This is a genomic window from Cohnella massiliensis (genome assembly GCF_900169535.1).
In the GTDB taxonomy this organism is placed as follows: Bacteria; Bacillota; Bacilli; order Paenibacillales; family Paenibacillaceae; genus Cohnella; species Cohnella algarum.
Window position 1 is genome coordinate 19,884 of sequence record NZ_LT821259.1, and the last position, 17,588, is coordinate 37,471.

16 protein-coding genes and 1 pseudogene are annotated in these 17,588 nt (G+C 51.1%); 11 read left to right on the forward strand and 6 right to left on the reverse strand.

Features of this window, described 5'->3' with window-relative positions; all coding sequences use genetic code 11:
- Positions 1 to 3: 3 nt before the first annotated feature.
- From B7E11_RS14155 to B7E11_RS30990, 3 genes are all read right to left on the reverse strand, one after another.
- On the reverse strand, positions 4 to 807 hold the full coding sequence (locus B7E11_RS14155) for an ExeA family protein (RefSeq protein WP_080832318.1): 804 nt from the start codon (positions 805 to 807) through the stop codon (positions 4 to 6).
- Complete coding sequence (locus tag B7E11_RS14160) at positions 804 to 2,186, reverse strand: DDE-type integrase/transposase/recombinase (protein WP_080832306.1); 1,383 nt, start codon at positions 2,184 to 2,186, stop codon at positions 804 to 806. Before B7E11_RS14160 ends, B7E11_RS14155 begins: the two co-directional genes overlap by 4 nt.
- 172 nt (positions 2,187 to 2,358) lie before the next feature.
- Positions 2,359 to 2,961 (reverse strand): DUF6431 domain-containing protein, encoded by a 603-nt coding sequence (locus B7E11_RS30990; protein WP_420830667.1) that lies wholly within the window; start codon positions 2,959 to 2,961, stop codon positions 2,359 to 2,361.
- Positions 2,962 to 3,235: 274 nt separating this feature from the next.
- On the opposite strand from B7E11_RS30990, the gene B7E11_RS28995 reads away from it, so the two are divergent.
- From B7E11_RS28995 to B7E11_RS14175, 4 genes and pseudogenes are all read left to right on the forward strand, one after another.
- Positions 3,236 to 3,628, forward strand: a complete 393-nt coding sequence (locus B7E11_RS28995; RefSeq protein ID WP_139787199.1) for a hypothetical protein — start codon at positions 3,236 to 3,238, stop codon at positions 3,626 to 3,628.
- A gap of 50 nt (positions 3,629 to 3,678) precedes the next feature.
- On the forward strand, positions 3,679 to 4,041 hold the full coding sequence (locus B7E11_RS14165; protein WP_080840817.1) for an ArsR/SmtB family transcription factor: 363 nt from the start codon (positions 3,679 to 3,681) through the stop codon (positions 4,039 to 4,041).
- A gap of 15 nt (positions 4,042 to 4,056) precedes the next feature.
- Positions 4,057 to 6,741, forward strand: a complete 2,685-nt coding sequence (locus tag B7E11_RS14170) for a heavy metal translocating P-type ATPase (protein WP_425430069.1) — start codon at positions 4,057 to 4,059, stop codon at positions 6,739 to 6,741.
- An 88-nt stretch (positions 6,742 to 6,829) separates the two neighbouring features.
- Positions 6,830 to 7,108, forward strand: a pseudogene (locus B7E11_RS14175) (disulfide oxidoreductase); the annotation flags it as partial.
- Here the strand turns inward: B7E11_RS14175 and B7E11_RS14180 are convergent.
- Positions 7,100 to 7,837: an SDR family oxidoreductase gene (locus B7E11_RS14180; protein WP_080835693.1), complete on the reverse strand. Its 738-nt coding sequence runs from the start codon at positions 7,835 to 7,837 to the stop codon at positions 7,100 to 7,102. The pseudogene B7E11_RS14175 and the gene B7E11_RS14180 overlap by 9 nt on opposite strands.
- Before the next feature lie 67 nt (positions 7,838 to 7,904).
- On the reverse strand, positions 7,905 to 8,159 hold the full coding sequence (locus tag B7E11_RS14185) for an Atu4866 domain-containing protein (RefSeq protein WP_080840819.1): 255 nt from the start codon (positions 8,157 to 8,159) through the stop codon (positions 7,905 to 7,907).
- 263 nt (positions 8,160 to 8,422) lie between these two features.
- Here B7E11_RS14185 and B7E11_RS14190 point away from each other — a divergent pair, with 263 nt between their 5' ends.
- Both B7E11_RS14190 and B7E11_RS29000 read left to right on the forward strand, forming a co-directional pair.
- Positions 8,423 to 9,373, forward strand: coding sequence for an AraC family transcriptional regulator (locus B7E11_RS14190; RefSeq protein ID WP_080835697.1), 951 nt, complete (start codon positions 8,423 to 8,425; stop codon positions 9,371 to 9,373).
- A gap of 95 nt (positions 9,374 to 9,468) precedes the next feature.
- Positions 9,469 to 9,687 carry a hypothetical protein gene (locus B7E11_RS29000; protein WP_139787200.1) on the forward strand — a complete coding sequence of 73 codons (219 nt, stop codon included), beginning with the start codon at positions 9,469 to 9,471 and terminating at the stop codon, positions 9,685 to 9,687.
- On the opposite strand, the gene B7E11_RS14195 is transcribed toward B7E11_RS29000, so the two are convergent.
- Positions 9,658 to 10,599: a zinc-binding dehydrogenase gene (locus B7E11_RS14195; RefSeq protein WP_080835700.1), complete on the reverse strand. Its 942-nt coding sequence runs from the start codon at positions 10,597 to 10,599 to the stop codon at positions 9,658 to 9,660. The two genes, B7E11_RS29000 and B7E11_RS14195, sit on opposite strands and share 30 nt — an antisense overlap.
- A 124-nt stretch (positions 10,600 to 10,723) precedes the next feature.
- On the opposite strand from B7E11_RS14195, the gene B7E11_RS14200 reads away from it, so the two are divergent.
- From B7E11_RS14200 to B7E11_RS14220, 5 genes are all read left to right on the forward strand, one after another.
- Entirely contained in the window at positions 10,724 to 11,605 is an 882-nt protein-coding gene (locus B7E11_RS14200; protein ID WP_080840820.1) for an MmyB family transcriptional regulator, read from the forward strand.
- A gap of 486 nt (positions 11,606 to 12,091) precedes the next feature.
- Positions 12,092 to 13,849, forward strand: coding sequence for a discoidin domain-containing protein (locus B7E11_RS14205; RefSeq protein ID WP_176220755.1), 1,758 nt, complete (start codon positions 12,092 to 12,094; stop codon positions 13,847 to 13,849).
- A gap of 20 nt (positions 13,850 to 13,869) precedes the next feature.
- Positions 13,870 to 15,543 carry an extracellular solute-binding protein gene (locus B7E11_RS14210; protein ID WP_080835706.1) on the forward strand — a complete coding sequence of 558 codons (1,674 nt, stop codon included), beginning with the start codon at positions 13,870 to 13,872 and terminating at the stop codon, positions 15,541 to 15,543.
- Positions 15,544 to 15,651: 108 nt separating this feature from the next.
- Positions 15,652 to 16,566 (forward strand): ABC transporter permease, encoded by a 915-nt coding sequence (locus B7E11_RS14215; RefSeq protein ID WP_080835709.1) that lies wholly within the window; start codon positions 15,652 to 15,654, stop codon positions 16,564 to 16,566.
- Between the two features lie 13 nt (positions 16,567 to 16,579).
- Entirely contained in the window at positions 16,580 to 17,467 is an 888-nt protein-coding gene (locus B7E11_RS14220; RefSeq protein ID WP_080835713.1) for a carbohydrate ABC transporter permease, read from the forward strand.
- Positions 17,468 to 17,588 lie beyond the last annotated feature (121 nt).

Consider the following 17,588-nt stretch of genomic DNA (forward strand, 5'->3'; position numbering starts at 1 on the left):
CCCTCACTGTTCCTTAAATTCAGCTAGGATCCTCGTCACATGGACGGTATCAATCATTTTGTCTTTTCGCAGCACTGCATCCAGAAGCGCAGCGGTGCAGACGTTATTTATCTCTCGGCATATCCCCCGAGCATGCGCGTATATGGCGTCCATCGCTTCTGTCGTAAACACCGGCCCTGTACTTCCGGCAACCTCCAATTGGTGGGAGATGTAATCGCGGCACTCCTCGAGCGACAAGCCTTCCAAATGAAAACGCACGTTCATCCGCTGTGTAATCGGCTTGAAGATTCTCAGTTGCAACGTGGCCTGTAGTTCCGGCTGTCCAATGAGCAGCAGGGCAAGCGGCGAAATCGAGTCCATACGAAAATTCGTCAAAAAGCGTATTTCTTGCAGCATGTCTCCTGAAAGCAGGTGCGCTTCATCCACGACAATAACGGCGACCTTCTGCTGGTTCTCGTACAAATCCCATACGAGGTGCTGGAATTGCCGTTTGGCTTCGCTGCGCAGAAACTTGGGCGGCAAGCCGAAGTGGTGGAGGAGTTCACGGTAAAAGTCCCTTGGTTTCAGATTCGCATCCGACAGATAGATAAACCGGTACTTGTTCGGATCCAGTTGGTCTTTCAAGTAGCGAACGGCTGTCGACTTGCCGCAGCCAATTTCACCGGTGACGCAGCCAATCGAGCGAGTCATCACCATATACTGCATCCGTGCTACACATTCTTCGAATCGCTTGGAGCGGTGCAGATGCCGTGTTTCAATCTCCCGGGTGAACGGAACGCGCTCCCACCCGAAGAAACCACGAATCATGAGCGATTCACCTCTTTCATCGCTCGCGAAAGCGCAGCGCCTTGCGCTTCGCGGGTCTGCCGTTTCTGTTCTTCCACCAATAATTCCACATAGTTGAGGCCCGTCTTCGGCGGTTGCATGACGGCCTTCGGTTCATCCTGCTTCGGCCGGTTTTTCGGATCGCGGAGCTTCATTGGCTTCGCGTCTTCATAGCGCTGGCCGTCCTTCCACACCTGGATGACGGACAGGTCGTGCGGATCGAATCGCACCTGAATCTTCGAGCCGGCAAGCTCTGTCTGGACCTCGAATATCGTGCCCAGCAGCGAGATGCATCCCGTTTTGTCCACTTTGCGGGATTCCTCCAGCAAGAATACTTCTATGAGTTCATGCGGCGGCAACATGCGAATCGGGTGGTCGTCTTTTTGGTATCGGTCGACTGGGCGCTGCTTAAAGCTGTTGTGGACTTTCTGGTGGTAAGCAATCTCAAGCCACGCCGAGAAGAATCGATTCAAATCGTTAAGCGTCTGGATCTTCCCTTGTTCAATCAGGTCGTATGCCTCCGGCACAAAGCTCTGGTCGACAAATCGGAAGAACTTTTCTTGCTTCCCGCGTCCCATAGGACGTCCGGGGCGAGTATGCTTAAGCTCTGCCCCCAGTCGCCCGCAAATCCGCTCAAAATGGTGTGAAGAATAGATGGCGCCGTTATCGACATAGATCATTTCCGGCACTCCGTTCTTTAAAATCGCCTTCTTCAGGCAATCCTCCAGCCGGGCCACACGTTCCTCGAAATAGAACTGGCCATGCACAACGAAGCGAGAGTAATCGTCAATGAAAATAACCAGATAGGCCATGACCTTCTTGCCGGGCTTGTCCGGATGCGGAAGGTAAAGGGTATGCTGCACATCGCCTTGCCACATGCTATTTCGGTGCGTGGCTTCAAACCGGCGAAAGTGGCTCCACCCCGTATTCAGTAACGCTTTGCGCGTGACGCCGCGGCGGCGAAGCTGCTTGCTAAGCGTGCTTTCTTTCAGGGTGCCGGGGGCCACGAATGCCGCCAGTTCCAGAATCGCAATAATCTGCCTGACGCTTCGGCCGGGTTGCTCCTGCTTTAAGGCAATCGCTTTGGCAAGCACATCCTCGGGGATTTCCCTGGTCGTGAGTTTGTCTGCTCGGACGGAGGGCAACAGCGCCTCCCATCCGCCTTCGCGATACGCTTTTAAATATCGCTCAAGCGTTCGTAGACTAATTCTCCTTCGCTGTCCCGACGACGTTTCATACTCATGGCTTACAATTTCGCGCATCAACGCCATCTGTTCTCCGGGATCCAATTTGCGGCTAACCAGTGATGCAATTAAGCCATAACGGAAGTTGGCTTCTTGCTGCCTTGCTTGCTCATCCATGCTAAATCTCCTCTCCCTGTGGTCTATGAGAGTATCGCATAGACGCTAGAAGCCAGGGAGGGCGCATATTTTGTGGGATCAGGAGGGCAACTTGCCGTCCAGGCGATTTTTAAAGCAATTTTGGAGGCGATTTTCGTTTGCCTTGCTCCTTGGCGGTGGATGCTGAAGGGATTTATAAGCGTGATGCTACAGGTAACCTCGCATTTAGAAACGTCCAATAGCCCCGTCTGGATGCGCCAGCGGGGATGAATCGGGGTAACAGTTTGTCCAGCCAATCCAATGTATCCATTGGCGTTGGGTTCATCATGGCGGGGTAAAGGTGGAGCATATCCGTGTCGTCCCCCTGGGCTACGAGTTTCCCAGCAACCCATAGTGCTGCATCCGCTGCGCGGCGCAGATGTCTTGCCCACCAGCGTTTCAACGTACGGCGGCTATAACGCACGGCAGGAGTTGTTGTGCTTTCTGTCGTCTGCCGCCAAGAGAATCCCTTGTGCTTGCGCTTTAATGCCGCTTCTCGCACCCAAGTCGCATACCGGGCCCATGGAATCAGGAACTCCGGCAGGAGGGAGATTGTTATTCTACAGGTAGGACAATATCGACGGTAGATCGGGATCTGGATGACCTCATGCTTCGTCACAATTCCTCGCCAATAACGACCGTGTTTATGGAGAAGCCGACCGCAGTTTTCACAGCAGAGCTGGACGTCAGGAGATTGATTTCCGAATGTGCGTAAATAAGCCTTGCAAGAAAGGCCGAAATAAAGTATTTTTGACATGATGAAGTGAATGCTCCCGGGGATCCTCGCCAAAGGTTCGGGAGCATTTTCCTTTTTAATCGACAATAGCCTAATCCACCGTCATTGTACAGAAGGGATTAGGCTATTGTCGGCTGTTTATTCGGTTTGGCTCCGCCACACCGAATGGCGAATTCATGCCTTTTTCCCGCCATAAAGTCAGGCGGCGAACAGGATCGTTGTTACCATTGCGTTGCTTTCCTACGTACCGGTGTGGAATATCATCGCTGTTTTCTCTGAGGACTTGGGTTTCTGGATGACGTTTAACAGCGTCATGTTTTCTTTTCAAGAAGGAATGGCTTACTGGGTTACGTTGGGTATATGTTTGGGATTGTTCATCGCTCTGTATGGTGCTCGAAGCCTTTCGGGGGTACGTGGTGGATGGGTTACTTTTCTTCTTGCCTTATTGGTTCTTGTCCAAGGTTGGGGGAGTCACGTTGCTTCTCCTGCTTTCTGGGGAAGTCTGGCACAATCGTTGCACCTCGCAGCGATTTACATCTGGGTTGGGCCGGTGCTGATCATCTCTTGGTTCACAAACCGAAATACCATACGTGAAAATGGGAGAGCTTTCTTATTAAGTACTATAAATGTGCTTAATAAGAAAGCTCTTTCGTTTGAACACTTAAATATATGTTTGAATATTGTGTGAGGGTATGATATCTTATATTCAAATCAATATGAGAATGTGTGGTGCCGAAAATGAGCGATGTTTGCGATGTGTTTTGTTACGACGAAGAGAAGGTCTCAAAGCTGAAGCAAGAACTTGCCTCCTACGATACGTTAAGTATGACGAAGATCTTTAAGGCATTAGCGGATGATACACGTGCGAAAATTGCACTCATGCTTTGTCGAACGGATGAACTCTGTGTTTGCGATGTTGCAAACGTCATTGGAACAACGATTCCGAATGCATCGCATCATTTACGATTGCTGCGGAATCTTGGATTAGCGAAATACCGTAAAGAAGGAAAACTCGTTTTTTACTCTCTGGATGACGAACAAGTAAAACAACTGATATTGATGGCTTTAGAGCATAGTAAGGAAACGAACGTATTTGTTTAACGGCGGTGATCGCACATGAATGAAAAAGAAATAAAGGGTGGTTGCTGCAGCATTCCGTCTACGGAGTCAAGCAGTAAACCGAAATATAAAAGTTTGGACTTCACAATGGTTACTTCAACTCATGATGGATCCGCGAAACAGGCATCAACTTGTTGCTCGGCTGACGGAGGCGTCGTCCAAGCGACAGGCGAGGCCGCCGAATCCTCCTGTTGTACGACTGAGAAACAAAAGGCCAAAACGGATGGATGCTGTTCTGCGGAGAAGCAAGAAACCAAGGCAGTGTCTTGCTGTTCTACGGAGAAGCAAGACACGAAGACGGATTCTTGCTGTTCAGCCGACGCGGGAACCAAGGTGGAGCAACCGTCCGCGTCTCCGTCCGGTATTCAGAGGAGTTACACCATTACCGGCATGGATTGCCCTTCCTGTGCAAATACCATTGTGAAAGGGTTAAAGAACGTTCCAGCCATTCAAGACGTAACCGTAAATTTCAACACTTCGAAAATGCAAGTATATGCTGAGGACGCTGCTGCATTCGATCGGATTCCGGGAGAAGTGAGGAAGTTAGGCTTTGCAGCGGAAGAGGTGTTGCCGGCAGGATCGTCCTTCAAGACCTACGAGATTGAAGGGATGGACTGTGGCTCTTGCGCACTCACTATCGAGAATCATCTGAAGAAGCTGCCGGACGTAAAACAAGTCGAGGTTAACTTTTCGACGGGGAAGATGCGCATTGAGCACGAGAACTCGATCGAGGATATCGTAAACGAAGTTGCGAAAGTCGGCTATAAGGCAACGCCTGCCTCCAGGAAGCGGAAGACCGGGGCGGAAACGAGGGTGAATTCATCCGGTAACTGGTTGGTCACGTTGTCCGGCGTAACGCTTCTCCTGGGCTTCGTCGGATCCTTAACCGGTGTATCTGCGGCCCTTACGACATTCCTGTATATTGTTTCAATGATTGCAGGCGGATATAAGCCGGTAAAGAGCGCTTATTATGCGCTGAAGGGCCGTTCCTTGGATATGAACGTCTTGATGAGCGCCGCGGCGATCGGGGCGGCGCTCGTCGGGGAATGGTTCGAGGGCGCTACGGTCGTATGGTTATTCGCAATCGGGAATGTACTGCAGAACCGATCGATCGATAAAACCAGGGATTCGATCCGGAAGTTGATGGATTTGACGCCGCCGGAGGCCTGGGTGCAAAAGACTGAGGGGTTGGTGCGCGTCCCGGTGGAAGATGTCTCGATTGGCCAAACGGTCGTCGTAAAACCGGGGGAGAGATTTCCGTTGGATGGTGAAGTCCGGAAAGGAATTTCTACCGTAAACCAAGCGCCGATCACCGGTGAATCCGTTCCTGTCGATAAAGAACCGGGTGACCTCGTCTATGCAGGTACCATCAATGAAGAGGGATCATTAGAAATCCGAGTGACGAAACTGGTCGAAGACACGACGGTCGCGAAGATCATACAGCTTGTAGAAGAGGCGCAGGAGAAGAAGGCGCCTACGGAGGCGTTCGTCGATCGGTTCGCGAGAATCTACACTCCTGTCGTCTTCATCGTCGCGCTGCTCGTTATCGTGTTTCCTCCTTTGATCGGTTGGGGGACGTGGGCAGAATGGGTTTATCGTGGATTAGAGCTTCTTGTCGTTGCCTGCCCGTGCGCTCTCGTGATTTCTACGCCTGTAGCGATCGTATCAGCGATCGGCAATGCCGCGAGGAACGGTGTACTGATTAAAGGCGGAGCCTTCTTGGAGATCGCGGGGAAGATCGATGCGATCGCGTTCGATAAAACAGGCACCTTAACCGAAGGTAAGCCGAAGGTTACTTTTGTCGAAGCATATGGTGTGTCAGAGGAACCGGTCGTGTCGATTGCGCGGACGCTGGAAGAGCAATCGAAACATCCGCTCGCGCAAGCGGTCGTACAGTATGCGGTCGAGAAGAACATTCCGCTTCGGGAAGGAGAAGGTTTCCGAGCCATCGTCGGGAAGGGCGTGCAAGCTACGATCGACGGCACGGATTATTTCGCCGGCAACTTGAAGTTGTTTCAAGAAATGAACGTACAGATCGAGTCTATTGAGGCGAAAGTAGCTCAGCTGCAGACCAATGGCAATTCGATTGTGTTGGTCGGTACCCGCGATTCGCTGCTCGGTATGATCGCCGTTGCGGATACCATTCGTGACGTTGCGGTAAACGCGGTTTCGAAGCTGAAAGGGGCAGGCGTCCGGGAGCTCATTATGCTTACCGGCGATAATGAAGGGACTGCAAAGAAAATTTCTGGGCAAGCCGGGGTTACCCGAACCTTTGCCGATTTGCTCCCGGAGCAGAAAGTGGATGCCGTGAAGCAAATGCAGCAGGAAGGCTATAAGATCGCTATGGTCGGCGACGGGATTAACGATGCACCTGCACTCGCAACGGCCGACCTCGGAATCGCAATGGGAGGGGCGGGCACTGATACCGCCATGGAAACTGCCGATATTGTCCTTATGGCCGACAATCTGGAAAAGCTTCCGCATACGATTCGTCTGAGTCGGCAGGCCATGACCATTATCAAGCAGAACATCGTGTTTTCGCTAGCAATAAAATTAGTTGCGCTCGTACTGATCTTCCCGGGCTGGCTCACGCTGTGGCTCGCCGTATTAAGCGACACCGGGGCGGCAATCCTTGTGATCCTGAACAGCATGAGGTTGCTGGCGCTTAAAGATAAGAAGTAACAAGCTCCGTCGCTCCGGAGATCGATACGGACAAGCTAAAAGCCGACCTTCAAAACCAAAGTACGATGGCGAACATTAAAGTAGATAAAGGTTTATCCCTTGCGAGCTATGTTGGTTTCAACGGATCTTGATGTATCCCTTGAGCATTATACTTGGCATTGCCGCTTATCAAAGCGATAAGTCGGTGAAAAAATATGTGCTCCCGTTATCCGTCATTGGGGCTTGTGTATCGTTGTACCACTACCTGGGTGCAAAAAGTTCCCGGCATCGCAGCCATGAAGCCATGACGCAAGGGGTTCCCTGTAGCGGAATGTATATCAACTGGTTTGGATTTATCACGATTCCTTTCCCATACGTCTCAAGCTAGCTGAGCTGTAGGCCTGACAACAAGTTCATTCACGTCGACGTAGGCCGGCTGTTCAATGGCATAAGCTATCGCACGAGCTATGGCGGACGCCGGAATCGCATCACGCCGATACTCTTTCATCAGTTGCCTAGCCTTGTCGTCAGTGATGCTTTCAGCGAGTTCGGACTCCGTCACGCCCGGCGAAACGAGCGTCACGCGGATATCGCGACCAGCCTCTTGCCGCAATCCTTCGGTGATCGCTCGGACGGCGTATTTGGTAGCGCAGTATACCGCCGCTGTTGGAGACACCGCATAGGCACCGATGGAAGCCACGTTGATAAAGTGGCCGAATCCTTGTTCTTTCATGAGGGGAAGCCCAGCGGCAATGCCATGTAGAACACCGCGGATATTGACGTCGATCATGCGGTTCCATTCATCGATCTTCAAGGCTTCCAAGGGCGAGAGCGGCATCACGCCAGCATTGTTCAGTATTACATCGAGACGTCCGAACCTGCCCTTCGCCAAGCGGATGATCGCCTCCATCTGATCAAGTACCGTCACATCCAACTGTTGATACTCCGCCGAACCGCCTTCTGCACGAATGGCGGATGCCAGAGCTTCCAGTCTCTCCAAGCGTCTGGCGCCAATTACGACATGAGCGCCTTGGCTTGCGAGTAACCGCGCCGTCGCTTCACCTATCCCGTTGCTTGCCCCCGTAATGACAACAACTTTCCCGTTAATATTAGACATTGTACATCTCCTTTATTGTTCATGCATAACAGACTCCATTGGTTAATAGTAAAAAGTTGCCGCGCCGTTACTCTTCCCGATAGAGCACCATGCCCGCATGGTATAGTACCCCGTCCCGAAAGTCGCCGTCGGCCGTGAATCCTGTATCATCCACATATTCGATATGGTCGCCTTCGATCGTATAATGGCCCTGATAGGCACTTTTACGATTGCCGCGTGCCTCGTCGTATCGACCGTTCGGCAGCAGCTCATGCCGGATATATCCATCTTTTGTCACCCACATGCCGACATAGGGATGCGGGGCTTCGTTTCTGTTGTTCATCTTACCCTCTCCTTTTGCGTTCGAATCTCGGAATAACGGCTCATTTTGACAGGACTGCAGCGTCATGGTGCTAAGCAGTATGGCAAGTACTATAATTTTGATCGGCATGTCGTCACCTCCTTACCAAACTGAGCGCTTGATACAAATTAATTATGGCGCCGCTCGAAGGAAAGACGGTAGCCTGATGATACGCTGTTATTGCCTAATCCTCCAAAAGATCATATTGTTAAGATAATGAGGTCGAAAAACTGGGAGGCATAAGAATGGATGAAAGGTCCGTAAAGCGGATGGGAGAATTGGTGCGGGTGATTGAGCGGTTCGCGAAACAGGACGGTACACATGAGACGGCGATTCCCGCCTTGCGCTTTATTCGTGCGTCCCGGATATCCGAACCGGTCTATTCCGTTTATGAACCCTCTCTTTGTATCGTCGCGCAGGGCTCAAAGGTTGTCATGATGGGGCAAGAGAGTTACCAGTACGATCCAGACAGCTATTTAACAGCATCCGTGCATTTGCCGATTACAGGGCAAATCGTAGAGGCTTCGCAAGAGGAGCCGTATTTAAGCCTTCAGTTAAAATTCGATATGAACCAAATTCTCGATGTTATTCAAGCCTCCGAACACGCCGTAAAAACCAAACGCGAAACCGGACGCGGCCTGGTTATAAGCCGAATGAACGGCACGCTTCACGATGCCGTGTTGCGACTTGTCAAGTTGCTGGAGGCGCCGCAAGACATTCCGGTGCTTGCGCCTTATGCAATCCGCGAGATCATCTACCGGGTTCTTCAGGATGAACAAAATGCTGTCCTTAAGCAGTTTGCATTAATCGGCAGCCATGCACAGCGGATCGCAAAGGTGATTGAGCGGCTTAACCGCGACTTCGCATTACCTCTGCACGTTGATGAATTAGCAAAGGAGGCTCGGATGAGTGCTTCGTCCTTGTATAATTACTTCAAGGAAGTAACGGGAATGAGCCCGATACAATACCAAAAACAGATCAGGCTGCAAGAGGCCCGCCGGTTGCTCCTCTCCGAAACGATAGAAGCGGCCGAGGCTGCGTTTCAGGTCGGCTACGAAAGTCCCTCACATTTTAGTCGCGAATATGCCCGTATATTTGGTCTGCCCCCGGTCAGAGACATTCGGCGTTTTCGAGCTGCAGTGCTTACCGGGGAGACCGTTTCATATGTACAAGGAGAGCAAGGACTAACTCAATAACGGTTACCAGGACTGATTGAACTATGGGGTAAGAAAGCACGTACAACGGGGACAAACGTTGAAGCTGAACCGATCGACCATTGTGGGGGTTGTATATGTTTTTGGGAGATGTTCTAGTAGGCAAGGTTTTATTAAAAAGTGAGCTTTCAGCCGCACTAGGACGTGCACTGGGGGTGGAAGAATCAAAAATCCTCATTACTCCAGACATTGAATTTGTACCGTTTTGCGCGCAGGGATCAGCAGCTTCTGCAGCTGATCCCTGCGCAACGGTCGGCTTGTCTATGTCAACTAATGTGGAGGACGGCTTTGCCTGAGAATGTTCGCTCCAGCAGCTGGCGGCCGACGGTTCCGCTCTCCGTCCACGGCGCTTCCGCTTCGATCCGGGGCTTTAAGCGGCCGTCCGCGACCAAACGAGCCAGCAAGCCGAGAGCGGCTGCCGCCGACTGGCGGGTAAGCTCTTCCCCAAGAAAGAAGCTGTATAACGTCCTTCCTCCGGAAGTTACTAGGTTCCCCATATCGATGGTCGCTGCAGGCGATGAGGAGAAACCGATCGCGACGCAGATACCCTGCGGTGCAAGCAACGGGAGGAGAGCAGCCAGCGTATCGCCACCTACGGAATCGATAATCAGATCATAGGGACCAAATTTTCCGGCCGAAGCGATTCCAGCTTTGCCAATGAGCACTTCATCAGCTCCAACCTCCCGGACAAGTCTGGCCTTTTCTTCTGTACTGGCCGTGCCTGCGGCGAATGCCCCGGACTGTGCGGCGAGTTGGTGAGCGAAATGCCCGACACCGCCGGTAGAGCCTGTTATAAGGATTCGCTTACCGAGCAGCATGCCTGCTTTACGGAGCGAATAAAGCGCCGTTAGACCGGCTACGGGGAGCGTGGCTGCTTCCGCAAACGAAACACGATTCGGAATTTCGGCCAGCATCGATACAGGCGCAGCGATCTGTTCGCTCCATGCGCCCATCGGGAGCAAGCCGACAACGCGGCTTCCCGCCTGTGGTCCCGCACCGTTCGCGGCCTGCGCGATGACCGTTCCGGAGAAATCCCAGCAGGGGCGGAAGGCGGTTTTTTTCTCCAATGCTTCTTTCACTTCCCCGCGATTTAGCGAAACGGCTTGAACCTGCACGATCGCTTCCCACGGTTGAGCTTTTGGGGCGTCAACTTCCTGAATCGTCAACACATCAGTATTCAACGGATCGGTAACAATGGCACGAATCATATGATGTTCTCCTTCTTGGGGTAGTGTAATATGGTCTAAGATGGACTTTTCAACAAGAGTATACGCCACCTATTTTCTAGAACCCAGTGCAGAACTACACCTCGACAGCAAAGGGAGGGGGAAGCTGGACATGCCCAGTGAGAATTCATGGCTCAAAAACGTTATAGGCGAGATTGAAACGGTGCGAATGAAGCGCCAACGGGAACCGGCTGACCGGTCCGCATCATCTTGGAAACGGTTTACCCAACAGGAGTTAAATGACGAGGTCTGCCCGACTTATAAAAATCTGCTTCTCGGACGTTCCCGCCGCATCCCGAATCGGGAGACGATCATTCGTATCGCGGAATATCTTGAATGCACCTCTGACGAACGTAACGATTTGCTGTTGGCAGCGGGGTATCTCCCGATTCGGACCGAATTGGAGGGGCGGGCTTTGAAGCTTGAATTGGAACGTGCGCATCGAACATTGAGCATGCTGCCTTTTCCCGCCATGATCGTAACGCATACACAGGACATTATAGGGTGTAATGTGCCGTTTCGCCGTTTGTTCGATCTAGCTCCCGACCGTTCCTCTGATGGTCTCATGAACAGGATCGATCTTCATTTCCATTCCAGCTCGCCGATCCGTGAACGATCGACGTTCGATGCGCAATCGCGTAAACAATGGGAATCTCATGCGATATATGGCATTCAATCATTCAAGAGGGATCACATGCTGTCTCGTTATGATGCCTGGTATCAACGCGTGATCCATAAGGCTCAAACTTATAAAGCTATAGAAAGATACGGACATCCTCCGAACCGGGAGGAAGTTCCCGATAACACCCAAACCATATTGGCGACCATGGAAAGCACGGGCGAGCTTGTACCTGTTCGCTATAAGACATTTTCGATTTCTGCAAGCGGTTATATATATCCAAAAATTGAGGTTTTTTTACCGGCGGACGCTTCCGCGCGCAAAGTGTTTGAAGATCTCGGTTGTCCCGCGAATTGCGAATTCGGCTGAGGACCGCAGCGTGGTTAAATACCCAATGCGACGCTAACGTATATCGCAAGTTTAAAAAATAGCGGTAGTCAAGGACGTTATTTTCCCGTCCAAGACTACCGCTGTTTGTTCTTTCGGGTTGATTGGCCTTGTTCCGCATGCTGCGCCGATCCTGCTAGGTATATAGGCTATAGCCCCTTTTTTCTGTTCAAAAATGCATATACGCGTCCGGAATGCCGATGGACGCCAAAAGCGGGGATAGCAGAAGAAATGCAGATAGACGTCAGAAATGCCGATAGACGGAACGGGGCTGACGGTTATAGTCTTACTTCCGTAAGAAAAAATCCGGTTGAATGGAAAGGAAGTGTATCCATCTGAAAAGGATCGCTATGTACAAGACGCGTACACGGCAGATCGCAGCCGCGGTGCTCACCTTCGCTCTGCTGCTTGCTCTTTTTTTCCGGCAACATGATGGCAGTATCTTCGGAACCGCGCAATGGAGGTTTTATGAACGACAACTCGGTAACATTTTCGGTTTACGCCGAAGGAGAATCCGTTCCGCACCCGGCTCAGTTTCAACTTGAGCTTCGGTGCGGAGACGGAACCGCAGCCCAGGCTCGCCTTACCATGCAAGGGAACGATTCGCTTACGGTACCCCATCGTGTTGCAGGACAGACCTGCGCGGTATGGGCAGGTACCGGCGGAAACGCCGTACTCGGAAATGAGGTCCAAATCACGGTCAGCGGGGAAGAAGGCGTTATCGCTCGAAGTGTTTTATATCCGGAAGGCGGAACGGAAGTCGTTTCTTCAGACTTCTATGTGCCCCAAGGAAAACTCGAAATTGATGTGCGCCATGAGTTTACCGAAGGCAGTTTGGGAACTCGAGTCCGCGTCATGGAATGGAACCTATGGGGCGGCGGCCGTTCGGCAGGCGGCCAGGAAAATGTAGAGCATATTATTGAGGTCATCCGCCGCGAAAACCCCGATGTTTTATTTACCATCGAAACTTATGCGTCGGGTGAAAAGATTTTGGAAGGGATCAACGAAGGACTGCCGGAGAATCTTCGCTATAACGGAATTAAAGTAACAAACCAAGCGGCACATCAGCCGAACGACGATAACTTATGGATATTTACCCGTTATCCGGTGGTCAAACAATATCCGATCATTTCGCATTCCGGATTGATGAGCGGCTTCCACTTCGGCGGGATTAAGATCCGGTTGCCTGACGGGCAGGAAGTCAATCTGTTCAATACGTGGTTATACCACGACGGCTGGGCGTGGGATGCCGTAAACCAAACCGTTGGCGAAATTACATACGGGATCCCTCGAACCTACACCAACGCCGAAATCGTTGCGACCGACTTGCAGCCCCGCCGCATGCAGATGATCCGGAAAATACTGTACGAGAATTATCCCAGGTTAATAACGGGCGACGCTTCGCCGATCATTATGGCGGGCGATTTTAATACGCTGTCGGCGGAGGATTGGAGTCTTCGGTTTGCCGATGCGCCGGGGCATGAAGGCCTCGTCCTTCAATGGCCCGTAACGACGCTCATCCAGGAGGAAGGCTTTACCGATACGTATCGTTGGGCGAACCCCGACGCGGCTCGTTATCCGGGCAGTACTTGGAGTCCGTACAGCGGATACGGGATGGCGCCGGGAAGGATTGATTATATTTGGACGAAAGGCCAGGAAATTCGCGTTCTTGGTTCCTACACCGTAGATGAAAAGCTTCCCGAGCATCAAGACAGTACGGTTCCTTTCTACTCTGACCATGCGGCTGTCGTTACAGATCTCATGATCCGTAATTCCAACAGTCTTCCGGGCGGTCCGAAGCCTGTAGACCATTTTGTCCCGTGGTTTCAGATGAAGGCAACCTCGACGAGCCAACATGTCGGATATGAGGCGTCCAAAGCGATTGACGGGAATCGGGAGACCATGTGGCATACGGAATGGGCGCCGCATGAACCGCTTCCGCAATCCATTATTTTGGATCTGGGAAGCGTCTATCCTGTCACGGGGTTGGACTATCAAACCCGCACGGATTTCAAGCCGGATGGTATTGTAACGGAATACAACATTTACGGCAGCGTTGATGGCGAGAATTTTTTTAAGATTGAGGATGGAGTTTGGGAGCACGACTACTCTCCGAAGAGGGCGGATTTCCAGGGCACGGACGTACGGTTTATAAGGCTGGAAGCGACGCAGGGAAGCGGCAATGCAGCTTCCGCTGCTGAAATCAAAGTACGTTATCAACCATAAGATCATAGGAGCTGAAAGAATTGAAGGGAACGAGAAAATCACCTCTGCTCATTACAATCATCATCGTCATGCTGTTGGTTACGGCATGCAACACCGGCAATACGAGCGGCGAAAACGGCTCGCCGTCGAGCTCGCCAACCGAACAAGGACAGCAATCCGCTGCTTCGGAGTCGAAGAAGGGTCCGGGAGAGAACCCATCATTGAACGAATCCGGCTTCCCGATCACGAATGAACCCATTAAGCTTGATTTCGTCGCAGGCTTGCCTGCCGGATCGCATCCGGATTGGAACGATGCGATGCTGTTCAACGAATATGAGAAAATGACCGGCATCGACATCCAATGGCAAATGATCAGCACGTCGGTATTGGAAGAACAACGCAATATTATTTTGGCGTCGGGCGAGCTCCCGGACGCATTCTATGCGGCGCTCATTCCGGACGGAGACGTGATGAAGTACGGACAGCAGGGCATGTTTATCCCGCTGAACGATCTGATCGACAAATTTGCACCAAACATTAAGAAACTCCTGGATGAAAACCCCGATATACGGAAAGGGTTAACGATGCCGGACGGCAATATTTATTCGATCCCGCGGGTGTACGACCCGGGTTTCACGTCGGTCCTGGTCAATCCGAAGCAATGGATCAATACGAAGTGGGCGGAGACCCTTAATTTGAAGCTGCCGGAAACGACGGATGAGTTCTACAACTACTTGAAGGCTATTAAAGAAGGCGACCCGAACGGGAACGGCGAAGCGGATGAAATTCCTTACGGAGCCGACGGAATCGGCCGGTTAACCAAATATTTGCACGGTGCTTGGGGGCTTCAGAATCGCGGATCCCGCCACGCTTATGTGGATGTAAATCCGGAAACGAAAGAATTGAGATTTTTCCCGACGGACCCGAAGTATAAGGAAATGCTGGAGTATATCAACAAATTGTATAGCGAAGAGTTGATCGACCAGGATATCTTTACCGTGAATTCTTCAGAGCTGCTTGCCCGATTGCAGGAGGACGTATACGGCGTGTACAACTCTTGGGATCCCGAATCCTGGGGCAACGTAGAGAACTTCGTCGGCGCGCCCGCTCTGGCAGGGCCAAATGGCGACAAGCTGGTCGTCAGCAATTCTCCGCTTACGGGATTAGGACACTTTGTCATCACGAGCGCCAATGAATATCCGGAAGCCACGATGCGCTGGATCGATTATTTCTTCAGCGAAGAAGGATCGGAAATGTTCTTTATGGGCTTTGAAGGAGTAACCTTCAAGAGGAATGCTGACGGTACGACCGAATTCCTGGACGAAATCGCGAACAATCCGAATGGCTTGTCCTTCGACCAAGCCATCGCCCAATACTTGGTCTGGCCGGGCGGCGGAATGCCGGGGATTTTGTCGCAGAAATACTTCCACGGCGGCGAGAGCTTGCCGTTGTCCGTAGAGGCCGCTGAATTATTAGAACCCTATCTGCCGGAAGAAACGTGGCCGCCATTCAGCTTCACGACCGAGGAAAATACAAGAATGGCGGCGATCAGCTCCGATATTTCTACGTATATTCGGGAGATGCAGGCTAAATTCATAACCGGCGAAGTACCGTTCAGCGAATGGGAATCGTATGTGGAGACCATTCAGAAAATGGGCCTTGCCGAATATATGGAAATATATCAGGCAGCATACGAGAGATACAAGAACGGGTAAGAAACGGTACGGATGCAAGCTTTGATTTCATTCCTTCCAGTTCCCATGGAAATAGGCGGATTTCCATGGGGACTGATTTGTTCATGACGATGTAGGGGGCTGCACGCAATGTTGATATCTAGATATTTCAGAAGGTCCGCTTGGAGAAATTGGCAATTATACGCCCTCGCATCACCGGTCATTGCGTATTTTCTCATTTTTAAATACGTCCCGATGTACGGGGTGCAAATCGCTTTCAAGGAGTTTATGGCTACTCTTGGGATTTGGGGCAGTCCGTGGATCGGATTCGATCATTTTGAACGTTTTTTTAATAGCTATTATTTCGAACGATTGATATGGAATACTCTCGAAATTGGCTTGTATGAGCTTGTTGTCGGCTTTCCGGTACCGATTATTTTAGCATTGATGATCAATGAAGTGCGGAATAACAAATTCAAAAAGATGGTTCAAACCGTAACCTACGCGCCTCACTTTTTATCGACCATCGTGATGGTAGGGATGATCTTCATCTTTCTGTCCCCGGCGGACGGAATCGTCAACCGGATTATCGCATGGTTTGGCGGGGAATCCGTATCCTTCATGATGGAGCCGGAATGGTTCAAGTCGATCTATGTATTATCCGGCGTTTGGCAGCAAATGGGCTGGAGTTCCATTATCTATATCGCCGCCCTGGCCGGCATCGATCCGTCTCTGCACGAAGCCGCACGGGTGGACGGGGCATCGCGTCTGCAAAGAATTTGGCACGTGAACTTGCCTGGAATTGCCCCGACGATCGTCATCCTTTTAATCCTTAATGTCGGCAATATTATGGCAGTCGGATATGAAAAGATCCTGCTGATGCAGAACGACCTGAATTTGGAAGCTTCCGACGTCATCTCTACATACGTGTACCGAAGCGGTATTCTGGACGCTCAATATAGCTTTTCGGCCGCGGTCGACTTGTTTAATGCGGCGATTAACTGCGTGCTTCTGGTTCTTGTGAATTATGCGGCGAGAAAAATAGGGAAGACCAGTCTCTGGTAAGGAGGGAATCGCAATGGAAAAAGATTCGTTAGGGGATAAACTCTTCGGCATCATCAATGCGGCCGTGCTCACCCTGGTGCTAATTGCTGTCCTCTATCCGTTGTGGTTCGTGCTGATCGCTTCGATCAGCGATGCGGCCGCCGTGCTGACGGGAAAGGTATGGTTATGGCCTAAAGATCTTACTCTGGCGGGATATGAAATCGTGCTGCAAAACCGCGAGTTGTTGAACAGCTACGGGAATACGGTGCTTTATACCGTTGCAGGCACGGCTATCAATCTTGTTCTTACGGTTATGGCCGCCTATCCGATGTCACGGAGAGACTTTAAAGGCAGGAACGCATTGATGGTTTTTATCGTGTTTACGATGTTTTTTAACGGAGGAATGATTCCAACCTACTTGCTAGTGAAGGATTTGGGAATGATCAACACGTTATGGGCTTTGGTCATCCCGAATGCCGTGTCGGTATGGAATATCATCATCATGCGGACATTTTTCCAGCAGAGTCTTCCTTATGAAATTCAGGAAGCGGCTCAGATTGACGGATGCTCGGATATCCATATTTTATTAAGGATTGTATTGCCCCTGTCCAAGCCGATTTTGGCCGTTATGGTTTTATTCTACGCCGTAGGGCACTGGAACGCGTTCTTCAATGCGTTGATCTATTTAACGGATAGGGATTTATATCCATTACAGCTTATTTTGAGGGAAATTCTGATCCAGGGACAAATGGCCAGCATGATGGAGTCCGGGGACACAACCGGTATGGCGCGGAGGATCATGGAAGCGGAGTCCATCAAATATGCCGTCGTTATCATTGCGAATCTGCCTGTCTTGTTGCTCTATCCGTTTTTGCAGAAATATTTTGTGAAGGGCGTACTCATCGGTTCTCTAAAAGGGTAACGACTTCCCTGTTAAATTGATGTAAATCAGGCGTTAAATTACTGTAAACTTATGGACTTGCCGATGGCATCACGGGATAATGAAGATACATCGCCGCCGATTCGCATCTGGGAGGGCCTAT